The following is a 24,091-nucleotide window of genomic DNA, read 5'->3' as shown; positions in this document are numbered from 1 at the left end:
CGGAAAGTCCTGGAACGTCATACCCTCACCCACCCGCAAGGCAGCCGCCGCCCTCGCCGTCACCGCCTCCCTGGCCCTCCTCGCCACGGCCTGTACCGGCCAGTCGGAGTCCGCCGCCACCGACGACCCCAACGCGAAGACGACGATCACCTTCTGGCACGGCTGGAGCGCGCCCGCCGAGGCCAAGGCGATCCAGGAGAACGTCGACCGCTTCGAGAAGGCCCACCCGAACATCACGGTGAAGATCGTCGGCAACATCAACGACGACAAGCTCAACCAGGCCCTGCGCGCGGGCGGTTCCAGCGGCCCCGACGTGGTGTCGTCGTTCACGACCTCCAACATCGGCAAGTTCTGCTCCTCGGGCGCCTTCCTCGACCTGAAGCCCTTCATCGAGAAGTCGAAGCTCGACCTCGACAAGCTCATCCCGAAGCCGATGCTCGACTACACCCAGTTCGAGGGCACCCGCTGCGCACTGCCCCTGCTGGGCGACGCCTACGGCCTCTACTACAACAAGGACGCCTTCGAGAAGGCGGGCATCAAGTCCCCGCCGAAGACCTGGTCGGAGTTCGCGACGGTCGCCAAGAAGCTGACCAAGGCCAAGGGCGACAGCTACGAGCAGCTCGGCTTCATGCCGACCTACCACGGCTACGAGACGGTCGTGGACCACTACATGTCCCAGTGGGACCACACCTACTTCGACAAGGACGGCAAGTCCAACATCGCCAAGGACCCGGCGTTCGCCGAGATGTTCACGTACCAGAAGAAGCTCATCGACGACCTCGGCGGCTTCGCGAAGCTGGAGAAGTACCGCAACACCTTCGGTGACGAGTGGGGCGCCAAGCACCCGTTCCAGACCGGCCAGGTGGCCATGCAGCTCGACGGCGAGTGGCGCCTGGGCATGACCCAGCAGGCCGGCGTCGACTTCGAGGTCGGCACCGCCCCGATGCCCGTCGCCGACGACGAGGCCGACGAGTACGGCAAGGGCTTCCTCTCCGGCACCATCATCGGCATCGCCCCGCAGAGCAAGAAGCAGAACGCGGCCTGGGAGCTGGTGAAGTACCTGACGACCGACACCGAGGCCGTCGTCTCCTTCGCCAACGCCATCCACAACGTGCCCTCCACGTTCGCGGCCCTGAAGTCGCCCGACCTGAAGGTCGACCCCGGCTTCAAGACGTTCCTGGACATCGCCCAGAACGAGCACTCGAACACCCCGCCGGCCTCCGTCAACGGCTCGACGTACCAGACGACCCTTCAGGACTTCGGCTACCAGTACGAGTCCGGCAAGGTGAAGGACCTGAAGGCCGGTCTGGAGAAGACCGCCGAGCAGATCGACACCGACATCGAGCAGGCGAAGTAGCGCCGTCGATGTCCACGCACACTCTCCGCGCGAAGCGCCGCAGGTCGGCGCTTCGAACGGTGGCCTTCCTGTCACCGTGGCTCATAGGTTTCGGCGTCTTCTTCGCCTACCCGCTGGTGTCCACCGTGTACTTCTCCTTCATGAAGTACGACGGCTTCGGCACACCGGTCTTCCGCGGCCTGGGCAACTGGGCCTACGTCTTCAACGACTACCCGATGTTCTGGCCGGCGCTGCGCAACACGCTCTGGCTGGTGCTGGTAATGGTGACCTGCCGGGTGGTGTTCGGCCTCGGCATCGGTCTGCTCATCACGAAGATCAAGACCGGCGCGGGCGTCTTCCGCACCCTCTTCTACCTGCCGTACCTCGCCCCGCCGGTCGCCGCGACCCTGGCCTTCGTCTTCCTCCTCAACCCCGGCACCGGCCCGGTCAACTCGGTCCTCGACGGCCTGGGCCTGCCGACCCCCGGCTGGTTCACCGACCCCGCCTGGTCCAAGCCGGCCCTCACCGCGCTCGCGCTGTGGGGCGTGGGCGACCTCATGGTCATCTTCATGGCCGCGCTGCTCGACGTACCGAAGGAGCAGTACGAGGCGGCGGAGCTGGACGGCACATCCGCCTGGCAGCGGTTCCGCTACGTCACCCTGCCGAACATCTCGCCGATCGTGATGTTCGCCGTGGTCACGGGCGTCATCCAGACAATGCAGTACTACACGCAGCCGCTGGTCGCCGGGAAGGTCGCCTCCGGCATCATCGGCGGCTCCGGCCAGCAGTTCGAACCGGGCTACCCCGACAAGTCGACCCTGACGCTCCCCCAGCTCGTCTACAACCTCGGCTTCCAGCGCTTCGACTACGGCTCTGCCTGCGTGGTCGCCCTCGTGCTGTTCGCCCTCGCCATGGCCTTCACCGCGCTGCTGATGCGGCGCCGGGGCGGACTGATCCAGGCAGGTGACTGACCATGACCCAAGTACTGGACAAACCGGTGCAGTTGGAGGCCCCGACCACCGCCGAGCGCACGGCTCGCCGCCGGGCACTCCTGGAATGGATAGCGATCCACTCCCTCGGCATCGCCGCCGCGCTCTTCTTCACCCTGCCCTTCGTGTTCGTCGCCCTGACCTCGCTGATGAGCGACCAGCAGACGCTCACCCGCGACCTGATCCCGGACACCTGGGAGTGGAGCAACTACACCAAGGTCTTCGACACCCCCGGCTTCCTGACCTGGTGGAAGAACACTCTGCTCTACGCGGGCCTGGGCACGCTCCTCACCGTCGTCTCGTCGATCCCGGTGGCGTACGCGCTCGCCAAGTTCCGCTTCCGGGGCCGGAATCTGTCCCTGATGCTGGTCATCTCGATGATGATGCTGCCGCCCCAGGTGATCATCATCCCGATGTACCTGTTCTGGGCGAAGCAGCTGGACCTCTCGGGGACCCTCTGGCCGCTGATCATCCCGATGGCGTTCGGCGACGCGTTCTCGATCTTCCTCCTGCGTCAGTTCCTGATGACGATCCCGAACGAGTACCTGGACGCGGCCAGGGTGGACGGCTGCGGCGAACTGCGCACGCTCCTTCGGGTCGTCCTCCCCATGGCGAAGCCGGGCATAGCCGCCGTGGCCCTCTTCCAGTTCTTCTACGCGTGGAACGACTACTTCGGGCCCCAGATCTACGCGTCCGAGAACCCTGGCGCCTGGACGCTCTCCTACGGCCTGGAGTCGTTCAAGGGCGCCCACCACACCGACTGGAACCTGACCATGGCCGCGACCGTGCTGGTCATGGCCCCCGTGATCCTCGTGTTCTTCTTCGCGCAGAAGGCGTTCGTCGAGGGCGTCACGCTCACCGGCGTAAAGGGTTGAACCACACATGCAGCATCTCCCCGGCGGACAACCCCCGGACCCCCGGCCGATCACCGTCACCCACACCCTGAAGCGAGGCATCTCGCAGTGAAACTCACCGTGGTCGGCGGAGGCTCGACCTACACGCCCGAACTCATCGACGGCTTCGCCCGCCTCCGGGACACCCTCCCGATCGAGGAACTGGTCCTGATGGACCCGGCGAAGGACCGCCTGGAACTCGTAGGCGGCCTGGCCCGCCGCATCTTCACGCGCCAGGCCCACAACGGAAAGATCACCACCACGACAGACCTCGACGCGGCGGTGGACGGCGCCGACGCAGTCCTCCTCCAACTCCGTGTCGGCGGCCAGGCGGCCCGCGAGCAGGACGAGACCTGGCCCCTGGAGTGCGGCTGCGTCGGCCAGGAGACAACGGGCGCCGGCGGCCTGGCGAAGGCCCTGCGCACGGTCCCCGTCGTCCTCGACATCGCGGACCGCGTCCGCCGCACCAACCCCACCGCCTGGATCATCGACTTCACCAACCCGGTCGGCATCGTGACCCGGGCCCTGCTCCAGGAGGGCCACCGGGCGGTCGGCCTGTGCAACGTGGCGATCGGCTTCCAGCGCAAGTTCGCGGCCATGCTCGACGTCCCCGCCTCCGAGATCCACCTGGACCACGTGGGCCTCAACCACCTCACCTGGGAGACGGGCGTACGCCTGGGCGGCCCCGAGGGCGAGAACGTCCTGCCGGGACTCCTGACCGACCACGGCGACACGATCGCCGCCGAACTGCACCTCCCCCGCCCCCTCCTGAACCGCCTGACCGCGGTCCCGTCGTACTACCTGCGCTACTACTACGCACACGACGAGGTCGTACGGGAGCTGCGCACCAAGCCGTCCAGGGCCGCGGAAGTCGCGGAAATGGAACGCCAGTTGCTGGGCCTGTACGCCGACCCGTCCCTGGACGAGAAGCCGGAACTGCTCGCCAAGCGGGGCGGCGCCTACTACTCCGAGGCAGCCGTCGACCTTGCGGCAGCCCTCCTCGGCGGATCAGGCAGCCCCTACCAGGTGGTCAACACCCTGAACAACGGCACGCTCCCCTTCCTCCCCGACGACGCGGTGATCGAAGTACAGGCAGCGGTGGGCACGAAGGGCGCGGCCCCCCTCGCCGTACCGACCGTGGACCCGCTGTACGCCGGTCTGATGGCCCAGGTGACGGCCTACGAGCATCTGGCCCTCGAAGCAGCGCTGCACGGCAGCCGCGACCGAGTCTTCAAAGCCCTGCTCTCCCACCCCCTGATCGGCCAGTACGAGTACGCCGAAGCCCTCACCGACCAACTGATCGCACACAACCGGGAGCATCTCGCGTGGGCATGACCGCACGTGTCCTCGCCGTAGACGCGGGCAACAGCAAGACCGACGTGGCAGTGGTGGCCGCCGACGGAACCGTGCTGGCCACGGCCCGCGGCGGCGGCTTCCGCCCACCCACGGTCGGCGTGGAGCCGGCGATGGACACCCTGGCCACAGCCGTCGAACAGGCCCTCACCGCAGCGGGCGTGACGTCCGCCGACCACGTCTCGGCCTGCCTGGCCAACGCCGACCTCCCGGTCGAGGAGGAACAACTGACCGCAGCCCTGCACGCGCGCGCGTGGGGCACGACCGTCGAGGTCCGCAACGACACCTTCGCGATCCTGCGCGCGGGCGTGCCGGAACCCCGCGGCGTTGCCGTCGTCTGCGGCGCCGGCATCAACTGCGTGGGCATGCGCCCCGACGGCCGTACCGCCCGCTTCCCGGCACTGGGCCGCATCTCCGGCGACTGGGGAGGCGGCTGGGGCCTGGCGGAGGAAGCCCTGTGGCACGCGGCACGCGCGGAGGACGGCCGAGGAGCGCCTACGACGCTGACGCACACGCTTCCCGCCCACTTCGGCCTGCCCACCATGTACGCCCTGATCGAGGCACTGCACCTCGAACACATCGCCCCCGCCCGCCGCCACGAGCTGGCCCCGGTCCTCTTCAGCACCGCGGCGGCCGGGGACCCGATCGCCCACGAGATCGTGGACCGCCTCGCCGACGAAGTGGTCACCATGGCGACGGTCGCCCTGACCCGGCTGGACCTGCTGGAGGAGTCGACTCCGGTGCTCCTGGGAGGAGGCGTGCTGGCTGCCCGCCACCCCCAACTGATCGATACCATCCACGACTTGCTCGCCACCCGTGCCCCCAAGGCCGTCCCGACCGTGGTCACGGCGAGCCCGGTGCTGGGCGCGGCCCTGCTGGGCCTGGACGCGGTGGGGGCACTCCCGGAGGTACATGTCCGACTCCGCCACCACTTCGAGCCGTAGGCTCCGCCCCAGTCCCTCGCCCCCTACCCTTCCCGTCCTCCAGGGTCTCCGCCCCTTCGACCCCGCCAGGGGGCTCCGCCCCCTGGACCCCCATCGGCCTGAACGGCCTCGTCCTCAAACGCCGGACGGGCTGACATTGCCTGGACCGGCACCGAGAAGGACCGTCGGCACCACGGGCACCCCCCGGCGCGGCCCCGACCCACCCACCCCGCACAGCCGCCGCAGGCATCGAACCTGGAACCGAACAGATTCCCCCGGCGTATTCATGGGCAGGGGGCTCGTGCACAGCGGTTTCGGTGTGCCGGAATTTCGGGATCCGCGCTGCGATCCGATCAAGATCCAGCGAAGGCCGGTGCGGATGTCGGTCCCGGCAGCGATACTTGCGGCACGGATGGCCACGGGGGAGGTCAACAGTGACACAGACGCCGAAGAGCAGCACGGCACCACCACCGGGCAACGACCCGGCACACGGCGCACCCACCATGCCGTCCGTGCCACCCCAGTCCACACCCCCGGCACCCCCGGCACCCCCCACGGCCAACGGCCGCCCCATCCCCCCGGCAACAGCCACAGCACCCCGCCGCACCGCCTTCGCCGAGGGCCTGGACCAACTCCGCGCAGCCGCCACCACCGAACCCGGCCGCCTCCGCATCATCGGCGCCCTCCTCGCCGCCCTCGTCGTCGCCTTCGGCGCAGTCGCCGCCTGGCAGATGACCGACCGCGCATCGGCAGCCGACGACGTCCTCAACCGCAGCCAGCCGCTGAGCTCGGACGCGGCCGACATCTACCGCTCCCTGGCGGACGCCAACACCGCAGCCGCCAGCGGCTACCTCGCGGGCCTGCAGGAAAAGCCCGCCATGCGCGAGGGCTACGAAAAGGACATCCGCACAGCCGCAGCCAAACTCGTCACGGCCGCAGCCAACTCCGAACCGGGCTCCCCCTCGGCAAAAACCATCGCGGACCTCAGCAGACTCCTCCCGGAGTACAAGGGCCTCGTGGAAACAGCCAGGGCCAACAACCGCCAGGGCTACCCCGTCGGCGGCGCATACCTGCGCGCCGCGAACGAGATGATGCAGCAGAACATGCTGCCCAGGGCCGAGAAGCTGTACCAGACGGAGAACCAGCGCCTGAGCGACGACTACGCGGACGCGAAGTCGTTCCCCTGGGCCGCCGCAGGCCTCGGCATCGTCGCCCTCGCCGCCCTCGCCTGGGCCCAGCGCCGCAACTACCGGCGCACCAACAGGGTCCTGAACCACGGCCTCGTCACGGCCACGGCCGCCGCGACGGTGGTCCTGCTGTGGCTCGCCGTCAGCCACATGGTCGCCCGGGCGGGCCTCAACGACTCCTACGACCACGGCGTCCGTTCCCTGAACGTGCTGCACGAGGCCCGCATCGCCTCACTCACGGCCCGCAGCGACGAGAACCTGACCCTGGTCCGCCGCGGCGCCGACACGAAGACCCTCGGCGACGACACGGTCGTGGACGCGTACGAGTGGGGCTACGACCAGCAGATCAGTCAACTGGGCAAGGCACTGAACCGAGCCGAGGACCTCGCGGACGACTCGACCGGCAAGAAGCCCGTCCAGGACGCGAACAGCTTCATGAAGGTCTGGAAGGACCGCCACGACGTCGCCCGCGACGACAACAACAGCGGCAACTACCAGGCCGCCCGCGATCGCGTCATCGGCGCCGCGAAGGAGCCGACGAGCGTGTGCTTCGACAACGTCGACAAGGCCCTCGCGGCAGCGCTCGCGCACGAACAGACCGAGTTCAAGCAGGCCGCGAGCGACGGCCGTGACTCGCTGACGGGCCTGCCGACCGGCGCCGCGGTCCTCGCGGTCCTGGGCGCGGCCGGCGCGGTCCTCGGCATCGGCCGCAGGCTGTCGGAGTACAGGTGAGAGGGGGCACGGCGATGAACGCACGCGATGGCTCGGGTTCCCCCCGGGCCGTGACCGGCCCATGGCGGAGCCTGCGCACCGGCCTGCGCGGCTGGGGCGGCGTAGGCGCGATGGCGCTCCTCGTCGCCCTGACGGTGACCTTCGCCCTGCTGCTGCCCCTGGCACAGCTCCGCGGCGGCGAGGACGGCCCGGCCACCGGGAGCCAGGGCCTCGCCCGGGTCAGTCAGGCGAAGGCGGAGGACTGCGAGAACCCGCAGGACCAGAGCCTCTCCCCGTCCGGCGGGAACGACGGCACCCCGACCGTCGACGCCATCAAGGCCCGCAAGGACCGCCGCCTGATCGTCGGCGTCGACACCAACAGCTACCGCTGGGGCTACCTCGACCCGAACAACCCCTCCGGCGAGCTGGAGGGCTTCGACATCGACCTGGTCCACCGGATCGCCGAGGACATCCTCGGCGACCGCGACGCGGTGCAGTTCAAGGCCATCCCGACCAGCCGCCGTGTCGAGGCGATCCAGAAGGGCGAGGTCGACATGGTGGTCCGCACCATGACGATCAACTGCGACCGCATCGGGCAAGTCACCTTCTCCGCACCGTACTTCGTCACCGGCCAGCAGGTCCTGGCCCCCAAGACCTCGAAGATCACCGGGTTCGACAAAACCCTGGCCGACAGGAAGGTGTGTTCGGCGCAGGGATCCACCGCGTACGACAACCTGGAAGCAGGCCGCAAGTCCGGCGACCTTCCCGACTCCACCGACATCACGACCACCGTCCCCAACCAGCTCGACTGCCTGGTGAAGTTGCAGCTCGGCGAGGTCGACGCGGTCGTCACGGACGGCGCGCTCGCGGCCAGCCAGGCCGCACAGGACCCGACGGTGGAACTCAAGGGCGGCCTGTTCACGGACGAGTACTACGGCGTGGCGATGAAACTGGGCTCCGAAGATCTGGTACGCCAGGTCAACCGGACCCTGGAGAACTACGTCGAGGACGGCGGCTGGAAGACGTCGTACGAGAAGTGGCTGCATCCGACCATGGACCAGGGCGACAAGAAGTCGGCGTCGGCGACCCCTCCCGACGCGAAGTACAAGTGACCGACCATCAACTGACGCACGATTGACTGGAACAGACGGACGGGAACAGACGGAACGCAGCGAACAGACCGAACAGACCGATCCGACGGAACACGACAGCAGCGAGAGGTGATCGATGGGCGTCACGGACCCCGCCGGGCCGGTGATGGACCGGGACGAGGTGGACCGTGCGCTGGCGCGGCTCGGCGCGGAGCACGAGGCGATCGAGACCTCGCTCCTCGCGCTGCAGGACCACGCGGGCCGCAGACTTCTCGAGGGCGCCGAGCTCACAGGCGTCACCAATGAGCGGTGGACGACCGCGGAGGCGTCGATAACGCTGCTGTGGGCGTATTTCGACGCGTACACGGACGCGTTGCGCGCCGCCCGCGAGATCCGTTCCCGGCGCCGCTGGTCCAGCCGCGACGACCTGGTGGAGCTGACGGAACTGCTGCGCGGCGAGTCGGTGACCCTGGCGGGCTCGGCGACCGCCACAGCCAACGCGCCGACCCTGCACGGCGGTTCGGGCAAGCTCAGCGAACAGTTCACGCTCGTCACGCTCGTGGACCGGATGAACGAGCTGTACGCGACGTCGCTGGACATGGTCGTCGCCGCCGACGCGGTGTGGTCGGCGCTGCCCGCCCGGATCGATTTACTGGCCGCGGAGCTCCAGCGCACCCGCCGGCTCGCGCACTCCGTCGGCGTACGGCCCGGCGAGCACCCGGCGGGCGACGACCTGGAGCGCATCACGCGCACGCTCACCAAGCTGCGCTCGGAGGTGGTGTCCGACCCGCTCGCGTACTGGATCCCCACGCAGGGGAGTTCGGCGCCGGGCGGCGGCAAGCCCGACACCACGGTCTACGACCGCGAGGCGCGCGCCCTGGAGGACGTACGCCGCGAGATCGACGCGGTGTTGACGGTCCGCCAGGACGCCGAGCAGCGCCTGGTGAGGCTGCGTGACGTGCTGTCGCGCGCGGACCGTACGCTCGCCGAGGCGCGCACCGCGCGTGGCGAGGTGCTGGCGAAGATCGCCGCCACGGAGGTGCCGGTCGTCAGCGGCCCGCCGACCGTGCTGCAGGAGCAGCTGGCGACCGCCGCCGAGTACCGCAGACACGCCCAGTGGCACCGCCTGTCCCCGCTCCTGGAGTCCCTGGAGCAGAAGGCGGAGGACGAACTGCTGCGCGCCCGCGAGTCGTTGACCGCGGTCACCGCGCCCTTGGCGGTCCGCGCCGAGCTGCGGGGCCGCCTCGACGCGTACAAGGCGAAGGTGGCCCGGCACGGCCTGGCGGAGGACAAGTTCCTCATCGAGCGCTACGACGCGGCCCGCCGCATGCTGTGGAGCGCGCCCTGCGACCTGCGCGTCGCCGAGCAGGCAGTGCTGCGTTACCAGCAGGCGGCCGCCGAGCAGCTCGGCAGCGGGCGGGTGCCGGGGCCGCGCGCGCCCGAGGACCGGAGGGGGCCGGGATCATGAGGGTCAGGGGGGTGTCGTCGTCATGAGTCAGCCACAGCAGAGCTGTCAGCGACCGGACTGCGGCGGGGCGTACGAGGACGTGGGCGGCGGTGAGCTGTACTGCGACACCTGCGGGCTCGCCCCGGTCGTCTCGGCGACCGGCACGGTCGGCTCGCCGCCCACCGGGGTGACGGCCGGCGGCAAGGCGTCGCGCGGGTCGGCGGGCAGCGGCAGCTCCCGTTCGTCGTCCCGTACGTCGTCCCAGTCGTCGAAGTCCCGGCGTTCGGTGTCGGGACGGCTGTCGCGTTCGCTTTCGGGCCGTTCCACGGGCCGCTCGGTGTCGGTGCGCAGCTCCGGTTCCACGTCCGGCTCCAGTGGCCGCGGGCGGCTCGGTGTCGGCCTGGTCCAGGTCCCGGACGTGCCGCGCCCCGACCCGCGCGCGATGGTGCTGGAGAACCCGGAGGTGCCCGAGCGCAAGCGGTTCTGCTCCCGCTCGGACTGCGGCGCACCCGTCGGCCGGGCCCGCGGCGACCGGCCGGGCCGTACGGAGGGCTTCTGCACGAAGTGCGGCCACCCGTACTCCTTCGTCCCGAAGCTGAAGTCCGGCGACATCGTGCACGGCCAGTACGAGGTCGCGGGCTGTCTGGCGCACGGCGGCCTCGGCTGGGTCTACCTCGCCGTGGACCGCGCGGTCTCCGACCGCTGGGTGGTGCTCAAGGGTCTGCTCGACACCGGCGACCAGGACGCGATGGCGGCGGCGATCTCCGAGCGGCGCTTCCTCGCGGAGATCGAGCACGCAAACATCGTGCGGATCTACAACTTCGTCGAGCACCTCGACCAGCGCACGGGCTCCCTCGACGGCTACATCGTGATGGAGTACGTCGGCGGCAAGTCGCTGAAGGAGATCGCCAATTCACGCCGTACCGGGACGGGCAAGCGGGACCCGCTGCCCGTGGAGCAGGCCTGCGCGTACGGCATCGAGGCGCTGGAGGCCCTCGGCCACCTGCACGGCCGCAACCTCCTGTACTGCGACTTCAAGGTCGACAACGCCATCCAGACCGAGGACCAGCTCAAGCTGATCGACATGGGCGCGGTGCGCAGAATGGACGACGACGAGTCGGCCATCTACGGCACGGTGGGCTACCAGGCGCCCGAGGTCGCGGACGTCGGCCCGTCGGTGGCCTCGGACCTGTACACGGTCGCCCGCACGCTCGCCGTCCTGACCTTCGACTTCCAGGGCTACACGAACGTCTACGCCGACTCGCTGCCCGACCCCGACAACATCGAGGTCTTCCACCGGTACGAGTCCTTCTACCGTCTCCTGGTCCGCGCCACGGACCCCGACCCGGCCCGCCGCTTCGCCTCCGCCCAGGAGATGACGGAGCAGCTCACGGGCGTACTGCGCGAGGTCGTCTCCCTGCAGACGGGCCGCGCGAGGCCCGCCCTGTCGACGCTGTTCGGCCCCGAAGTACGGGTCACGGACACCGAGTTGTTCCCCAAGCTGGACGGGGAGGTCTCGCGGTTGGGGGCGCGGGTGGCACCTGCCGGGAAGGGGGCCGCCGCCCTCGCCGGCGCCCCCGCGAACGCGCCGGCCGCCGGTGCCGCCGCGGGCGCCGGCATCGTCAGGTTCGTCGACGCCCCCGTCGCCGCCCTCGCGCTGCCCGTCCCCCATGTCGACCCCGCCGACCCCAACGCCGGTTTCCTCGCCGGTCTGATGACCACCGCGCCGGCCGAGCTGCTCGGCGCCCTCGCCGCCGCGCCGACGCCGTCGGCGGAGACACGGCTGCGGCAGGTGCGGGCCTGGCTGGAGAACGGCGACACCCGCACCGCTCACGAACAGCTGCTGGAGCTGGAGGACGAGCGGCCCGACGACTGGCGGGTCGTCTGGTACCGCGGCGTGGCGGCGCTCGGCATCGGCGACCACGAAGGCGCCGCGCTCGCCTTCGACGCGATCTACGACGCCTTCCCCGGCGAACCCGCCCCCAAGTTGGCCCTGGGCCTGTGCGCGGAGGTGCTGGGCCAGCTGGACAACGCCGCCGAGTACTACCGCCTGGTGTGGTCCACCGACCCGAGCTATGTGAGCGCGGCCTTCGGTCTCGCCCGCGTCCAGCTCGCGACCGGCGACCGCCGCGGCGCGGTCGGAACCCTGGAGTCGGTTCCGGAAAGCTCCATTCACTACACGGCCGCACGCGTGGCGGCCGTCCGCGCCCGGCTGCGTCAACGCACGGCGGCCGCCGCTGACGTACGGTTCCTGGACGACCTGACCGCCGCCGCGGGCCAGGTCGAGGCGCTGGACGCGTATGGTCTGGACCCGGCGCGCCGGGAGCAGTTGTCGGCGGAAGTCCTCGGTTGCGCGCTGGACTGGATACTCTCCGGTGGCCAGGGTTCCGCCCCGCCTGCCGCCGCCGGAGGACGGACGCTGCTCGGCAGCGGCCTGGACGAGCGGGGACTGCGTTTCGGCCTGGAGCGTTCGTACCGCACGCTGGCCCGGCTCGCGCGGGGCGGCGAGGAGAGGATCGACCTGGTGGAACGAGCCAACCGTTACCGCCCCCGGACGTGGGTGTAGTTGATGTCGCAGATGCCCCAGCTGTCCGCCTGCCCGAGCTGCGAATGGCCGCTCGAGTCGGGTGACCGTTTCTGCGGTGCGTGCGGATATGACCTGTCCGCCGTGCCAGTACGGCCGGACGACCATCCGACCATCGCCATGAACGGCTCGGTGCCGCCGCCTGCCACGGGCGCGCCCGGCGCGGACTGGCCCGTCGCCGCACCGGACGGCGCCGCCCCCGAGGCCACCCATCTGCCGACGGACCTTCCCGGCACCGACTCCGGCGGCCGCGACCTGCCCCCGGGCACGCCGCCGCCCCCGCAGGTGCCGCCGGCGGCGACCGCCCCCGACGCCGCGCACGGCACACCGGGCGTCCCGGCGCCGGGCAACCACGGCATCCCGGGCGCCTCGCCGGCCCCCGACCACCGGGCACAGCCCGGCCACCACGCCTCACCCGGCCACCCGGCCGTCCCGGCCCCGGGCGGCCCCGCCGTGCCCAGCGGCCCGCAGACGCCCGCCGCCCCGGCCGGTCCACCGCCCTCGCCGGGCTCCCCCGACGCCCCGGCCTCCGGCGTACGTTTCGACCGCCCTCCGGGGCCCGACGAGTACGCCCCCGCGGAGTCCGACGGGTACGCCCGTCCCGAGCCGGACGAGTACGCGCTGCAGGCGCCCGACCCGCGCGTGTCCGCCGCCGCGCCGACCCCGCCCGAGGGCACCAAGGTGTGCGTGGCGTGTCGCGCGGGCCGCGTCGACCACGACGGGTACTGCGAGAACTGCGGGCACGCCCAGCCGCGCGAGCGCGACCACATGGAGCAGGACGCCGGCCCCGTCGCCGCCGTCAGCGACCGCGGCCTGCGCCACCACCGCAACGAGGACGCGTTCGCCGTCGGCTGCACCGCGCTGCCCGACGGCCGGCCCGCGGTCCTGGCGATCGTCTGCGACGGCGTGTCCTCGGCGACCCGTCCCGACGACGCCTCGATGGCCGCGTCCCGGGCCGCGAGCGAGTCGCTGCTGGCCGCCCTGCCACGCGGCGCACACCCGCAGCAGGCCATGCACGACGCGATCATCGCGGCCTCCAACGCGGTCAACGCGCTCGCCAACGAGCCGGCCACGGCCCGCGAGCAAGCCCCGCACCAGAACGCGCCGGCCTGCACCTTCGTCGGCGCCATCGTCACCGCGGGCCTGCTGGTCGTCGGCTGGGTCGGCGACAGCCGCGCCTACTGGGTCCCGGTGGACCGCAGCACACCCCCGGCCCGGCTCACCGAGGACGACTCCTGGGCCGCGCAGATGGTCGCCGCGGGTCTGATGAACGAGGCCGAGGCGTACGCCGACGAGCGCGCCCACGCCATCACGGGCTGGCTCGGCGCGGACGCCTACGAACTGGAGCCGCACACCGCTTCCTTCAAGCCGGACCGGCCGGGTGTGGTGGTGGTGTGCACGGACGGCCTGTGGAACTACGCGGAGGCGGCCGACGACATGGCCGACGTCGTGCCTCTCGACGCCGCCGCGCGGCCCCTGCACAGCGCCCAGGTCCTCGTCGGACACGCGCTCGACGGCGGGGGCCACGACAACGTAACAGTGGCCGTCCTGCCGTTCCCGGCGCCGCCGATGGGGGCAGGATCGGCCTGAGGCCAACTGCGGGGACGGCCTCATCGGACCGGAGGGGACCGGTCCGTCGACAGCCATGGCCCCACCGCGGGGTTCTTTAGGGGGATTTGAGAACGTATGGCCAACTTCTCGAAATCAAATGTGCCGCAGTTCTCGGTGGACGTGTACCAGAACGAGTACCTCCCGGAGGGCGGTCGCGAGGTCAACGCGATCGTCACCGTGACCGCGACCGGCGGCGGCACCGTCGGCAGCGCGGTCGCCGCGCCCCACCTCTACTCGCCGGGGCAGGGCCCGTCCGCGGGTGTGGCGATCATGGTCGACTGCTCGGGCTCGATGGACTACCCGCCGACCAAGATACGCAACGCCCGCGACGCCACGGCCGCCGCGATCGACACCCTGCGCGACGGCGTGCACTTCGCTGTGATCGACGGCACGCACGTGGCCAAGGAGGTCTACCCGGGCGGCGGCCGTCTGGCGGTCGCCGACGCCACCACTCGCGACCAGGCCAAACAGGCCCTGCGCAGGCTCAGCGCGGGCGGCGGTACGGCCATCGGCACCTGGCTGCGGCTCGCCGACCGCCTGCTGTCCTCGGCCGACGTCGCCATCCGCCACGGCATCCTGCTCACCGACGGCCGCAACGAGCACGAGTCGCCTCAGGACCTCAAAGCCGCCCTCGACGCCTGCGCCGGACGCTTCACCTGTGACGCCCGTGGCGTGGGCACCGACTGGGAAGTGAAAGAAGTCACAGCCATCGCCTCCGCGCTGCTCGGCAGCTCCGACATCGTCGCCGATCCGGCCGGTCTCGCCGCCGACTTCACGCGGATGATGGAGACCGCGATGGGCAAGGAGGTCGCGGACGTCGCCCTGCGGGTGTGGACGCCGGTGGGCACGACCATCAAGTTCGTCAAGCAAGTCGCGCCGACGGTGGAGGACTTGACCGACCGCCGCGCCGAGGCCGGCCCGCGCGCCGGTGACTACCCCACCGGCTCCTGGGGCGACGAGTCCCGTGACTACCACGTATGCGTCGAGGTGCCCGCCGCCGGCCTCGGCCAGGAGATGCTCGCCGCCCGGGCCTCCCTGGTCATCCCGCAGTCCGACGGCACCGCACAGAACTTGGGCGCGCAAGGTCTCGTACGGGCCGTATGGACCGACGACATGGTCGCCTCGACCTCGATCAACCCTCAGGTCGCCCACTACACCGGCCAGGCCGAACTTGCACAAGTCATTCAACAAGGTCTCGATCTTCGCAAGTCGGGCGATATCGATGGAGCAACGGCCAAACTGGGTCGCGCCGTTCAGCTCGCCGGCGCCTCCGGAAATGCCGATACGGCGAAACTCCTTGCGAAGGTGGTGGACGTGGTCGACGCCGCGGCGGGTACTGTGCGACTGAAGGCGAAGGTCGCGGAGGCCGACGAGATGACTCTCGAGACACGGTCCACAAAGACTGTTCGTGTAAAGAAGTGACCTAGCAGGACCCAGCAGGACCCTGAAAAGGATCGAGCCTGACCCCCTTGGGGTTGGAGAAATCCGGTCGTGAGCGGCCGGAAAGGAGAGGGGGAAGCGCCGACATGCCGACCTGCCCGAACGGACACCAGTCGGGTTCCGACGACTGGTGCGAGGTCTGCGGTCACCGCATGGCCGGTGCCGTACCTCCGCCCCCTCCGCCGCCGCCCCCGCCCGGTGGCGGTTACGGCTTCCCGCCGCCCGGTGGCCCCGGCGGCCCTGCTCCCGGTGGTCCGTTCGGCGGCCCGAACGCCGGCCAGCCCGGCGGCACCCCGCATCCTTCCGCCGTACCGGAGCCGGAGCTCTGCCCGCAGTGCCGTACGCCACGTGAGGGCGGTGCGCCGTTCTGCGAGGAGTGCCGGTGGAACTTCCTGACCAACACGGCGACCTCGTACACCCCCGCAGCCCCGCGCCCCCCGGCGCCCGGCGGCCCGGGCCTGCCCTCGCACTTCCAGCAGCAGTCGGGGCCCCCGCCGTCGTTCGGCGGCGGTGACTCGTACGACTACCAGGGCTCGCGCCCGTCCCAGATGAACCGCCCGGCCGAGCCGATCCCGCCGTTCGGCGCGGAGCCTGCGGGACCGGGCGGACATGGCGGACATGGCGCCCCGGGCGGTCCCGGCGGGCCTGGCCCCGGCGGCCAGGGCGGTCCCGGAGGCCCCGGCGGTATGGGTGGCCCCGGTCCGGGTCAGGGCTACGGCGGTCCCGGCGGCTTCGGTCCCGGCCCCGGCGGCCCGGGTGCCACCAACCCCGGTCCCGGTGGCCCCGGCGGCCCGGGCGGCAACGGCCCCTCCGTCTTCGGTGACCCCGCGCGGCAGGTTCCGCCGCCGCCCGGGCCCACGCCGCCCGGTGGTCCGGGCGCGACCAGCGGTGGTCCGCAGGCCTTCCAGCAGGCAAGCCCGTCCGCTCCGCCGGCCCCGCCCGGGTTCCCGCAGGAGACGAACCGCCCGCCGCAGGGCGGCCCGGCCTTCGGCGGCGGTGACGACGACTGGGTGATCTCACCGCCCTCGTCGGGTCCCGGCGCTCCGGGTGGACCGGGCGCTCCCGGTGGCCCCGCTCAGGGCGGCTACGGCTACCCGCAGCCCGGCGCCACCCAGGCCCCGCCGCCCGGTCAGGGCTACCCGCCGCAGCAGCCGACGACCTGGCTGGCCACGATCGGCCCGGACCGCGAGTACTTCATGGCGATGATGCAGCGCTCCGGCCCCGAGGCCGCGGGCCTGAACCTGCCCGCGTACTCGCCCGAGCAGCAGCGCACGCTCACCGGCAACCAGGTCACCATCGGCCGCCGCCGCCACTCCACCGGCGAATCCCCCGACATCGACCTGTCGGTGCCGCCGGAGGACCCGGGCGTCTCGCACCAGCACGCGGTCCTGGTCCAGCAGCCCGACGGCACCTGGGCGGTCGTCGACCAGAACTCGACGAACGGCACCACGGTGAACGGTTCCGAGGAGCCGATCCAGCCCTTCGTGCCGGTGCCGCTGCAGGACGGCGACCGGGTGCACGTGGGTGCGTGGACGACGATCACGGTCCGGCGCGGCTAGCCGGAACACGACCGTCCGGCTCCGGGCGCGGCTCGATCTCGATACCGGGAGGGGCGGTCGTACGGCAGGAAAGTGCCGTACGACCGCCCCTCCCGGCGTTTCAGCCGGGCAGCGGCCAGGCGTACGGGCCCTCCGGGTCGTCCAGCCAGGCCCACTCGTGCTCGCCGCGCACGGTGATCCCGTACCGCTCCCGCTGGGGCTGTCCCTCGCGCTCCCACAGCGCGTACGCCTCCTGTGGATCGAGGCTGCCGCGGGTCAGGGCCAGCAGGAAGCGGAACAGCTCGTCCTCCCGGGCCCGGCGCGGCAGCCCGGCCACGGGCGAGGACTCCGGCTCGGTCCGGATCCCGCCGCGCAGCGGCACGAAGTACGCGGGCGTGTGCAGGAAGCGCCCTTCGGCGTGCTCGGCGTCCTGGACGGTGAGGGCGAGCAGTCCGGTGGCGAGCGGGGTCAGGATGCGGGCGCCGGGGCGGCACTGGGCGAGCCAGGCGCGCGGGATCGACGGCAGCGCGCAGGTCGCGATGATGCGGTCGAAGGGTGCGCGCTCGGGCACGCCGCGCGCCCCGTCGCCCGTGACCACGACGGGGTGGTATCCGGCCGCCGTCAGGTGCCGGCGGGCCGACTCGGTGATCTCCGGCTCCAGGTCGATGCTGGTGACGAGGTCGTCGTCGCCGAGCCGGCGCGCGAGCAGGGCGGCGTTGAAGCCCGTGCCGGCGCCGATCTCCAGGACGCTGTCGCCGTCCGTCACCTCCAGCGCGACCAGCATCATCGCCATCAGGGACGGCTGGCTGCTGGAGGAGAGCAGCTCGCCGTCGCGCAGCCGGGTGGCGAGGGGGGTGTCCGCGTACGCGCCGCGCATCCACCGCTCACGCGCGGCCGGGTCGGGGCTCTGGCCCCAGCGGCGTTCGTAGCCGCCGGCGACGCCGACGTAGTAGTACGGCACGAACAGATGCCGTGGCACGGCCGCGAAGACGTCCCGCCACCGCGGGTCCTCGCTCCATGCCCCTTCGGCCTCGATCGCGCGCACCAGCGCGGCCCGCGCCGAGGCGGCGAGGTCGTCCAGGTCGTTGTCGAGAGCGTGCGCGCTCATACGTCCACTGTCCTGCGCCAGGCGCCGCGAGGCGAGCACACCGCCGGACGATCCGGAACGCGTCACCCGGGGCGCCCTGCCCTTCACGACCGCTGGTCCTAAGCCTCAGGTCCTCCGTCTGCGCGTCTGAGACCATGGACGGGTGAATGAGATTCGGCGCGGCACGCTTCAGGAGCAGACCTTTTACGAGCAGGTCGGCGGGGAGGAGACCTTCCGCCGCCTCGTCCACCGTTTCTACCAGGGCGTCGCCGAGGACCCACTGCTCAAGCCCATGTACCCCGAGGAGGACCTGGGCCCGGCCGAGGAGCGCCTCACGCTGTTCCTGATCCAGTACTGGGGCGGCCCGACGACGTACAGCGAGAACCGCGGGCACCCCCGCCTGCGCATGCGCCACGCCCCGTTCACCGTCGACCGCGCGGCCCACGACGCGTGGCTGAAGCACATGCGGGACGCCGTCGACGAGCTCGGCCTCTCCGAGGAGCACGAGCGGACGCTGTGGAACTACCTGACGTACGCGGCGGCTTCGATGGTGAACACCGCGGGCTGAGCCGACTGTCAGCGAACGCTGACATCCAGGGTGCCGAGTCCCGCACGCCGTACGGCGATCGACCCGTACGGCGTGCGCAGCCGTAGCCACGCACCGGACGAGAGCAGGGCCAGCTCCCTGGTGGCGCGCAGGAATCCCAGCGACTGGGCCGCGTGCACGGCACGCACCGGCAGATGGGTGTTCCCGACGGTCCGGGACCAGATCTCCCGCCCGACCCGGTCGAGTTCGGCCCGGGTGCGCTGCTCGGCCGCCAGCTCCTGGGTACGCGACCGGAACTCCGCGACACCCGCACCGACCATCGCCCGCAGGGCATCGGGATCGGGCAGCCCCGGCACCGCCCGCCATCCGCCGCGCGGCGGGAGCACCCCGGCCCACGGCGGCCCGGTCACGGCCCCCGGCACGACCGCGGTGGCCGCCGACTCGTCGACGGACTCCAGGAGTTCACCCGCGGAGACGGTCACGTCCAGGGTGACGTCGAGCCCGTTCTCGTACGGTTTCGCGAGTCGTGCCGTGCGGATCGCCAGCACCTCGAAGGACGGTGGCCGTCCGAAGACGGCGAGCGCGGTGCCGGCCGCCTGCAGGCGCACCGCGGCTCCACGGTCGTAGTGGAGCAGCCGGGAGAGGAAGGCCGCGAGATCCGCCGCCTCCCCCTCGTCGGCGAGGTGGAGCACCGTCATGCGGCGACGGCCTCCTCCTCGGAGTCCTTGTCGTCCGCGTCGTCCGTGTACTCGCGGAGGAACTCCTTCTCCTCCGCGGTGAGCCGGCGCGGCCGTTCCGCCTCGAAGTCGAACGGCACGACCACGGTCGAGGCCCGGACGTAGACCAGGTCGTCGTCCTTCACCTCGTAGGTGATGGTGAAGGACGCGGCCCTGATCTCACTGACCCACAGTTCTATGTCCACCGGGTGGTGCCGGTGGACGAGCTGCCGCTTGTAGTCGATCTCGTGGCGCGCCACCACCGACCCCTGCTTGAAGTCCTTCTCCGGACGGAACAGGAAGTCGATGCGGGCTTCCTCCAGGTAGCGGACGAAGACCGCGTTGTTGACGTGTCCGTACGCGTCCATGTCGGACCAGCGCAGGGGGCAACGGTAGATGTGGCGCAAGATCGATCAGCCCCGGGTCAGCTTCTTGTAGGTGGCGCGGTGCGGACGGGTGGCGTCCGCGCCGAGCCGCTCGACCTTGTTCTTCTCGTACGACTCGAAGTTGCCCTCGAACCAGAACCACTTGGACTCGCCCTCGTAGGCGAGGATGTGCGTGGCGACCCGGTCGAGGAACCAACGGTCGTGGGAGACGACCACGGCCGCGCCCGGGAACTCCAGCAGCGCGTTCTCAAGGCTCGACAGCGTCTCGACGTCCAGGTCGTTCGTCGGCTCGTCGAGAAGTAGCAGGTTGCCGCCCTGCTTGAGGGTGAGCGCGAGGTTGAGGCGGTTGCGCTCACCACCGGAGAGGACGCCGGCCGCCTTCTGCTGGTCGGGGCCCTTGAAGCCGAAGGCCGAGACGTACGCCCGCGAGGGCATCTCGACCTGGCCGACGTTGATGTAGTCGAGCTCGTCGGAGACCACGGCCCACAGGCTCTTCTTCGGGTCGATGTTCTCGCGGCTCTGGTCGACGTACGAGATCTTGACGGTGTCGCCGACCTTGATGCTGCCGGAGTCGGGCGTCTCCAGACCCTGGATCATCTTGAAGAGGGTGGTCTTGCCGGCGCCGTTGGGGCCGATGACACCGACGATCCCGTTACGCGGAAGCGTGAACGAAAGATCATCGATGAGGACCTTCTCGCCGAAGGCCTTGCTGAGGTTGTTGACCTCCACGACGATGCTGCCCAGACGCGGGCCCGGCGGGATCTGGATCTCCTCGAAGTCCAGCTTCCGCATCTTGTCGGCCTCGGCGGCCATCTCCTCGTAGCGAGCGAGACGCGCCTTGGACTTGGCCTGACGCCCCTTGGCGTTGGACCGCACCCACTCCAGCTCTTCCTTGAGCCGCTTGGCGCGCTTGGCGTCCTTCTGGCCCTCGACCTTGAGACGGGTCTGCTTGGTCTCCAGGTACTTGGAGTAGTTGCCCTCGTAGCCGTGGAGCCGGCCGCGGTCGACCTCGCAGATCCAGCCGGCCACGTTGTCGAGGAAGTACCTGTCGTGGGTCACGGCCACGATGGTGCCCTCGTACTTGGCGAGGTGCTGCTCCAGCCAGTTCACGGACTCGGCGTCGAGGTGGTTGGTGGGCTCGTCGAGCAGCAGCAGGTCAGGGGCTTCCAGCAGCAGCTTGCACAGCGCGACGCGGCGCTTCTCACCACCGGAGAGGTTGACGACGGGCCAGTCGCCGGCCGGGCACCCGAGCGCGTCCATGGCCTGCTCGAGCTGGGCGTCGAGGTCCCACGCGTTGGCGTGGTCGAGGTCCTCCTGGAGCTTGCCCATCTCTTCGAGAAGCGCGTCGGAGTAGTCGGTGGCCATCAGCTCGGCGATCTCGTTGAACCGGTCGAGCTTGCCCTTGACCTCGGCGACACCCTCCTGGACGTTCTCCAGGACGGTCTTCTCCTCGTTCAGCTTGGGCTCCTGCATCAGGATGCCCACGGTGTACCCGGGCGACAGGAACGCCTCACCGTTCGACGGCTGCTCCAGCCCCGCCATGATCTTCAGAATCGTCGACTTACCGGCGCCGTTCGGGCCGACGACGCCGATCTTCGCTCCGGGGAGGAAGTTCAGGGTGACGTCGTCGAGAATCACCTTGTCGCCGTGCGCCTTGCGCGCCTTGCGCATGGTGTAAATGAACTCAGCCAAGAGAAACCGTCCGGCAGCTTGAAATCAGGCAGTGGGCAGATACACCCCATCTTGCCGGATCGCCACCCCTCGGGGGAAACCCGTATCGCCGACGCCCCCTGACCTGGACTTTCGTCGCCGAAGGTGATCGGCCGGGTGCCGAGCCGCGCGGTCGAGCTGACAGAAGCTCAGCGGGAGGTGCCGGCGCCGCAGTTGCGGAGCCGTGGCGAGTTCGGGCGTCCGGGTGGGCGCACCCGGGTGCCGATATCGGCGTGCCGCCGGGACATATAGGAATTTTTCACATTAACCTCCCGTAACTGTACGGAGTCGATCTTTAACGGATCGCACCCACCACCTCACTCCATCGGAGAAGACATGCACAACCTTCGCAAGGCTGCCGTCGTGGCCGTCGCCATCGGCACCGTCGGACTCCTGGGCGCCGGCACCGCCACCGCCGACGGCCACGGCCACGGCGGCAAGGGCGGGGACAAGGTCAGCGTCCTGCAGAGCTCGAACTGCAAGTCGCACGACCTGAACGTCGACGTCCTCGGGCAGGTCGGCATTCTCAACGGCGCGCTGGGCAACGCGCTCAACGGCGAGGGCGACACGGGCGCGCAGGCCACCCACATCGGCTCGACCATGGGCTGCGACAACAGCGCCTGGTAGACCGAGTCCGAGACGAGGTCTTCTCGCCACGTCTCACGCAGGGATTCTGGCGGGTGCGAATCGGTGCCCCATGGCGAGACCTACCGGTGGAGTACGGGCCGTGACAGACGGCCCATGGGTTGTTCCGCCGACGGCAGCGCACCCCCAGGCACCCCGTGAAACAGTCAGGGGCTTGATCCAGCGAAGTGGATCAAGCCCCTGATCTGGTGTTACGTGATCTGGTGTTCTGTGATCTGGTGTTCTGTCGAGGTGTCCGGGCGGGGCGGCAACCAGGCGCCGGCCGGCCGCCTGCCTCAGTCCTGCGTCGGCAGCTGCTTCTTCCGTACGACGATCAGCGCCGCGCCGCCGATCACGACCAGGCCGATGGCGATGCCCGTGATCAGGGGGGTCATCGCGGAGCCTCCGGTCGCGGCGAGGTTGGTGTCGTCGGTCGCCGTACCGACCGTGGCGGGGCTCGGCTCGGCGAGGGTCTGGGTCAGCGCGCCCGCCGCCTCGGCCTCACCCATCTGCGTCATGCAGTCCAGCACTCCGGTGAACCGCTTCTCGAAGCCGCCCGGCCCCTGGATGGTGAAGTCGTACGCCTGGTCCTCCTGGAGCGGGACCGTCACCGTCCGTGACTCGCCCGCCGCGATGCTGTGCTCGATCCCGAGCAGCTCGAACGTGAACGCCTCGGTGCCCTCGTTGGCGGCGGTGATGTCGACGCCGCCCTTGTCGCAGTTCTCCGCGGCGGACAGCGCGGGTATCGCACCGGTCTTCGCCCAGCTCGCGCTCGCCGTCGCCGAGACGGTCGACTCGCTGGAGCCGGCCAGGATCTGCGTCTGGCTGCGGCTCTCGGCGGCGAAGGCACGTCCCACCGGCACGGTGGTCGAGGCCTGCACGGTCAGCTCGGCCTGGCCGGCCGCCGCGTTCTCGGGGACCTCGAAGAACACCTGACCGCCGTCGGCCGCGGATGTGACGGCCTTGCCGTCCTTGTCCACGATCCGCACCCCGCTGGTGGCGGCGTCCGCCGGGGGCGTCAGCGTCACGCCGTCCGAGTCGGTGTGCACCGTCACCGGACCGAGCCGCTCACCGAGGTGGCCGGAGACCGCGGGCGGGTCGAGCCGCAGGGACGCCTCGGGCTCCCCCAGGCCCCGCGCGCTCCTCTCCAGGTAGTCCGCGAGCTGCTCGGCCTGCGGGTCGACGGCGTCGACGTCCGCACCGTCCGAGTAGCGCCAGATGGCCACCTGCGTGCCGGCCGCCGCGTCCTGCTCGGTGAGGCCGCCCTTGACGCCCGCCTTGCCCGCGAGGGCGGCGAGATCGTTCACCTGCGGGTAGGAGTTCTGCAGGATCCAGCGGATCTTACCCGCGTCCTTGTTGGCGCCCAGCGAGGTGCCGCTCCAGGGCGTCTCGTGATATCTGGCGTCGCGCTGCGTGGGGTTGTGGATGTCGACGCAGTACGTCTGCAGCATGCCGCCGCCGTCGACGGACATCTCGAACAGGCCGGCCGAGATCTCCTGGTCACCGGAGTCGGCGTGGACGACAGCGCCGCCGTAGGTCTTGAGGCCACCTATGGTCGCGGTCGCCCCGCCCTGGCTCCAGGCTGCCCCGTCGGCCGCGGCTGTGCCGGCACCGGCAACCACCGAGGCGGCGACCAGCCCGGACACCAGGGTCGAGGCGGCCAGTCGAGCCGCCCCGCGCCCGCGCACCGACAGCGCAGAGAACGCAGCAAACACAGAATTCCCCTTCGAGCAGGACCCGTTGACGTGGGGGGCACGGTCCCACCAGCAGAAGCTTCAAGCCCCGAGAGCTATGTCCGGCATCCTAGGTACGCCGCGCACCACGCTTCCCTGTGATCCCGTCGGCGGGCCGATCCGACTCGGAATCGTTATCGCCAAGATCCCCTGCGAGCAGGGCTTATCGACAAATCCACCGGGGT

19 protein-coding genes are annotated in these 24,091 nt (G+C 70.7%); 14 read left to right on the top strand and 5 right to left on the bottom strand.

The features are described from left to right. Positions 1-19: 19 nt before the first annotated feature. From OHT51_RS27510 to OHT51_RS27455, 12 genes are all read left to right on the top strand, one after another. Positions 20-1,357 carry an ABC transporter substrate-binding protein gene (locus tag OHT51_RS27510; RefSeq protein WP_328884454.1) on the top strand — a complete coding sequence of 446 codons (1,338 nt, stop codon included), beginning with the start codon at positions 20-22 and terminating at the stop codon, positions 1,355-1,357. An 8-nt stretch (positions 1,358-1,365) separates the two neighbouring features. Next, positions 1,366-2,307 carry a carbohydrate ABC transporter permease gene (locus tag OHT51_RS27505; protein WP_328881594.1) on the top strand — a complete coding sequence of 314 codons (942 nt, stop codon included), beginning with the start codon at positions 1,366-1,368 and terminating at the stop codon, positions 2,305-2,307. Between the two features lie 2 nt (positions 2,308-2,309). After that, positions 2,310-3,200, top strand: a complete 891-nt coding sequence (locus OHT51_RS27500; protein ID WP_328881593.1) for a carbohydrate ABC transporter permease — start codon at positions 2,310-2,312, stop codon at positions 3,198-3,200. A gap of 87 nt (positions 3,201-3,287) precedes the next feature. After that, complete coding sequence (locus OHT51_RS27495; RefSeq protein ID WP_328881592.1) at positions 3,288-4,553, top strand: 6-phospho-beta-glucosidase; 1,266 nt, start codon at positions 3,288-3,290, stop codon at positions 4,551-4,553. Beyond that, complete coding sequence (locus tag OHT51_RS27490; protein WP_328881591.1) at positions 4,544-5,515, top strand: N-acetylglucosamine kinase; 972 nt, start codon at positions 4,544-4,546, stop codon at positions 5,513-5,515. Before OHT51_RS27495 ends, OHT51_RS27490 begins: the two co-directional genes overlap by 10 nt. Positions 5,516-5,928: 413 nt before the next feature. Beyond that, positions 5,929-7,413, top strand: a complete 1,485-nt coding sequence (locus OHT51_RS27485; protein WP_328881590.1) for a hypothetical protein — start codon at positions 5,929-5,931, stop codon at positions 7,411-7,413. A gap of 14 nt (positions 7,414-7,427) precedes the next feature. After that, positions 7,428-8,504, top strand: coding sequence for a glutamate ABC transporter substrate-binding protein (locus OHT51_RS27480; RefSeq protein ID WP_328881589.1), 1,077 nt, complete (start codon positions 7,428-7,430; stop codon positions 8,502-8,504). 115 nt (positions 8,505-8,619) lie between these two features. Beyond that, positions 8,620-9,951: a hypothetical protein gene (locus OHT51_RS27475; RefSeq protein ID WP_328881588.1), complete on the top strand. Its 1,332-nt coding sequence runs from the start codon at positions 8,620-8,622 to the stop codon at positions 9,949-9,951. A gap of 22 nt (positions 9,952-9,973) precedes the next feature. Next, positions 9,974-12,496 carry a serine/threonine-protein kinase gene (locus tag OHT51_RS27470; protein WP_328881587.1) on the top strand — a complete coding sequence of 841 codons (2,523 nt, stop codon included), beginning with the start codon at positions 9,974-9,976 and terminating at the stop codon, positions 12,494-12,496. Positions 12,497-12,499: 3 nt separating this feature from the next. Next, the gene (locus OHT51_RS27465; RefSeq protein ID WP_328881586.1) at positions 12,500-14,104 is read left to right on the top strand and encodes a protein phosphatase 2C domain-containing protein; all 1,605 of its coding nucleotides are present in this window, start codon (positions 12,500-12,502) and stop codon (positions 14,102-14,104) included. Positions 14,105-14,200: 96 nt separating this feature from the next. After that, positions 14,201-15,547 carry a vWA domain-containing protein gene (locus OHT51_RS27460; RefSeq protein ID WP_328881585.1) on the top strand — a complete coding sequence of 449 codons (1,347 nt, stop codon included), beginning with the start codon at positions 14,201-14,203 and terminating at the stop codon, positions 15,545-15,547. Between the two features lie 104 nt (positions 15,548-15,651). Continuing rightward, entirely contained in the window at positions 15,652-17,124 is a 1,473-nt protein-coding gene (locus OHT51_RS27455) for an FHA domain-containing protein (protein WP_328881584.1), read from the top strand. Between the two features lie 100 nt (positions 17,125-17,224). On the opposite strand, the gene OHT51_RS27450 is transcribed toward OHT51_RS27455, so the two are convergent. Then, on the bottom strand, positions 17,225-18,211 hold the full coding sequence (locus OHT51_RS27450) for a methyltransferase domain-containing protein (protein ID WP_328881583.1): 987 nt from the start codon (positions 18,209-18,211) through the stop codon (positions 17,225-17,227). 142 nt (positions 18,212-18,353) lie between these two features. Between OHT51_RS27450 and OHT51_RS27445 the strand changes: the two genes are divergently transcribed. Beyond that, entirely contained in the window at positions 18,354-18,758 is a 405-nt protein-coding gene (locus OHT51_RS27445) for a globin (RefSeq protein WP_328427595.1), read from the top strand. A gap of 8 nt (positions 18,759-18,766) precedes the next feature. On the opposite strand, the gene OHT51_RS27440 is transcribed toward OHT51_RS27445, so the two are convergent. From OHT51_RS27440 to ettA, 3 genes are read right to left on the bottom strand one after another with little or no spacing between them, the layout of a single operon-like run. Then, positions 18,767-19,435 (bottom strand): hypothetical protein, encoded by a 669-nt coding sequence (locus OHT51_RS27440; protein ID WP_328881582.1) that lies wholly within the window; start codon positions 19,433-19,435, stop codon positions 18,767-18,769. Then, the gene (locus OHT51_RS27435; RefSeq protein ID WP_328881581.1) at positions 19,432-19,860 is read right to left on the bottom strand and encodes an acyl-CoA thioesterase; all 429 of its coding nucleotides are present in this window, start codon (positions 19,858-19,860) and stop codon (positions 19,432-19,434) included. Before OHT51_RS27435 ends, OHT51_RS27440 begins: the two co-directional genes overlap by 4 nt. A 6-nt stretch (positions 19,861-19,866) precedes the next feature. Continuing rightward, positions 19,867-21,531 carry an energy-dependent translational throttle protein EttA gene (gene ettA / locus OHT51_RS27430; protein WP_328881580.1) on the bottom strand — a complete coding sequence of 555 codons (1,665 nt, stop codon included), beginning with the start codon at positions 21,529-21,531 and terminating at the stop codon, positions 19,867-19,869. Between the two features lie 354 nt (positions 21,532-21,885). On the opposite strand from ettA, the gene OHT51_RS27425 reads away from it, so the two are divergent. Then, positions 21,886-22,176, top strand: a complete 291-nt coding sequence (locus tag OHT51_RS27425) for a hypothetical protein (protein ID WP_328881579.1) — start codon at positions 21,886-21,888, stop codon at positions 22,174-22,176. 293 nt (positions 22,177-22,469) lie between these two features. On the opposite strand, the gene OHT51_RS27420 is transcribed toward OHT51_RS27425, so the two are convergent. Then, the gene (locus OHT51_RS27420) at positions 22,470-23,888 is read right to left on the bottom strand and encodes a Cys-Gln thioester bond-forming surface protein (protein WP_328881578.1); all 1,419 of its coding nucleotides are present in this window, start codon (positions 23,886-23,888) and stop codon (positions 22,470-22,472) included. Positions 23,889-24,091: the final 203 nt, after the last annotated feature.

This window comes from Streptomyces sp. NBC_00299, assembly GCF_036173045.1.
Classification (GTDB): Bacteria; Actinomycetota; Actinomycetes; order Streptomycetales; family Streptomycetaceae; genus Streptomyces; species Streptomyces machairae.
Note: the sequence above shows the minus strand (reverse complement) of the source record. Positions and strands in the feature narration are given on the sequence as shown.

Excerpts from the sequence above, each read along its gene's own strand:
- OHT51_RS27505 (WP_328881594.1), top strand. The coding sequence starts at position 1,366 with ATGTCCACGCACACTCTCCGCGCGAAGCGCCGCAGGTCGGCGCTTCGA.
- OHT51_RS27500 (WP_328881593.1), top strand. The coding sequence starts at position 2,310 with ATGACCCAAGTACTGGACAAACCGGTGCAGTTGGAGGCCCCGACCACC.
- OHT51_RS27480 (WP_328881589.1), top strand. The coding sequence starts at position 7,428 with ATGAACGCACGCGATGGCTCGGGTTCCCCCCGGGCCGTGACCGGCCCA.
- OHT51_RS27475 (WP_328881588.1), top strand. The coding sequence starts at position 8,620 with ATGGGCGTCACGGACCCCGCCGGGCCGGTGATGGACCGGGACGAGGTG.
- OHT51_RS27470 (WP_328881587.1), top strand. The coding sequence starts at position 9,974 with ATGAGTCAGCCACAGCAGAGCTGTCAGCGACCGGACTGCGGCGGGGCG.
- OHT51_RS27465 (WP_328881586.1), top strand. The coding sequence starts at position 12,500 with ATGTCGCAGATGCCCCAGCTGTCCGCCTGCCCGAGCTGCGAATGGCCG.
- OHT51_RS27460 (WP_328881585.1), top strand. The coding sequence starts at position 14,201 with ATGGCCAACTTCTCGAAATCAAATGTGCCGCAGTTCTCGGTGGACGTG.
- OHT51_RS27455 (WP_328881584.1), top strand. The coding sequence starts at position 15,652 with ATGCCGACCTGCCCGAACGGACACCAGTCGGGTTCCGACGACTGGTGC.
- OHT51_RS27450 (WP_328881583.1), bottom strand. The coding sequence starts at position 18,211 with ATGAGCGCGCACGCTCTCGACAACGACCTGGACGACCTCGCCGCCTCG.
- OHT51_RS27440 (WP_328881582.1), bottom strand. The coding sequence starts at position 19,435 with ATGACGGTGCTCCACCTCGCCGACGAGGGGGAGGCGGCGGATCTCGCG.
- OHT51_RS27425 (WP_328881579.1), top strand. The coding sequence starts at position 21,886 with ATGCACAACCTTCGCAAGGCTGCCGTCGTGGCCGTCGCCATCGGCACC.